The sequence below is a fragment of the Streptococcus sp. 2100 genome, from assembly GCF_013276335.1.
Classification (GTDB): domain Bacteria; phylum Bacillota; class Bacilli; order Lactobacillales; family Streptococcaceae; genus Streptococcus; species Streptococcus pseudopneumoniae.
Genome location: NZ_VMKV01000110.1, coordinates 1 through 1,765, shown reverse-complemented (window position 1 = coordinate 1,765; position 1,765 = coordinate 1). Strand labels below are relative to the sequence as shown.

1 protein-coding gene is annotated in these 1,765 nt (G+C 37.3%); it reads left to right on the top strand.

Annotation, left to right across the window (positions count from 1 at the left end):
• The first annotated feature begins 393 nt into the window (after positions 1 to 393).
• Positions 394 to 1,587, top strand: a complete 1,194-nt coding sequence (locus tag HT669_RS10730) for an O-antigen ligase (RefSeq protein WP_007284833.1) — start codon at positions 394 to 396, stop codon at positions 1,585 to 1,587.
• The last annotated feature ends 178 nt before the right edge of the window (positions 1,588 to 1,765 follow it).

Sequence of the window (1,765 nt, the reverse complement as noted above, 5' to 3'; positions counted from 1 at the left end):
TTGCATCTCTGTGCCTTTCTTGTATTTGTGATTGAACAACAAGTATAACACAGAGGTGTTTTCTTATGCCTAGAAGAGCTTTCATTTGACAAGAGGAACCCTTGAAGCAGTTTTGTCAGCTAAACCAAGGCTAATCTTAGCCTTGGCTTGTCAGCCTAACAGCATCAAGCCTCTTATCAAATGAAATCGAGGGCTAGCTATAAGCTAGTTGAACCATCTAATTTTTAGGAGGGCTGGGTGGCTAACTTCATTATAGAACTTTCAATTATCACATTCGAATTACATTTTATTTTGGAAAACGTTTCCTTTGTTTTCAAATTGTTAAAAAAGTGGTATAATATAGGATAGCTTACTATTATCTGAATCAGCTGATTTGGAGAGAAAGGATTCATTTTGAAATCAATAGGCTTTATTGAAAAGCTGATAGGGTTGTCTAGTAAAGAGCTGATTTTATTGGGAATTATCCTGAGTATCTTTTTGCCCTTTTATCTTTTTGTAGTTGTATTCTGTTTATATATTATCAGTTTGATTTTTACAGGAGACATGAAAAGTATTCTTCAGAAAATGGGGGAGCATCCGATGCTGCTTCTTTTTCTTGGCTATAGTACTGTTATATCCATTCTTGCACAAAATTGGATGGGTCTTGTGGCTTCAGTAGGAATGTTTTTGTTTGCTATTTTATTTTTGCAATATCAGTCGATTTTATCACATAAATTCTTTCGATTAATTTTGCAGCTCGTCTTGTTTGGTAGCGTCTTGTCAGCTGCTTTTGCGAGTTTAGAACATTTCCAAATTGTGAAGAAATTCAACTATGCTTTTCTTTCACCCAATATGCAGGTGTGGCATCAGAATCGTGCAGAAGTGACCTTCTTTAATCCTAATTATTATGGAATTATTTGTTGTTTCTGTATCATGATTGCTTTCTATCTATTTACAACGACCAAGTTGAATTGGTTGAAAGTATTCTGTGTGATTGCAGGCTTTGTTAATCTCTTTGGATTGAACTTTACGCAAAATCGAACTGCTTTTCCTGCTATTATCGCTGGAGCAATCATCTATCTCTTTACGACTATTAAAAACTGGAAGGCCTTTTGGCTTAGTATTGGGGTATTTGCGATTGGCTTGAGCTTCCTCTTTTCCAGTGATTTGGGAGTTCGGATGGGGACTTTAGATTCTTCTATGGAAGAACGAATTTCTATTTGGGATGCTGGGATGGCCTTGTTTAAGCAAAATCCTTTTTGGGGTGAAGGGCCATTGACCTATATGCACTCTTATCCTCGGATACATGCTCCTTATCATGAACATGCCCACAGTCTTTATATTGATACGATTCTGAGTTACGGAATTGTGGGTACCATTTTATTAGTTTTGTCTTCTGTTGCTCCTGTTCGCTTGATGATGGATATGAGTCAGGAGTCGGGGAAACGTCCGATTATCGGTCTTTATCTGTCTTTCCTTACAGTGGTTGCTGTGCATGGAATCTTTGACTTGGCCCTCTTCTGGATTCAGTCAGGTTTCATTTTCTTGCTAGTTATGTGCAGTGTTCCATTGGAGCATCGAACCTTGGTATCGGACATGACGGATTAAGTTTTATAAGATTGAAATCTTCTACCTTGGGTAGGAGATTTTTTATGCGATGGGCATGTTGTGTATCTGAGGTGTAAGTCCTCTGTAGAGATTCACTACCGGTGAATATAGTGAAATGAGATAAGAACAGGATGAATCAATCAGGACAGTCAAATAGATTTCTAACAATGTTTTAGAA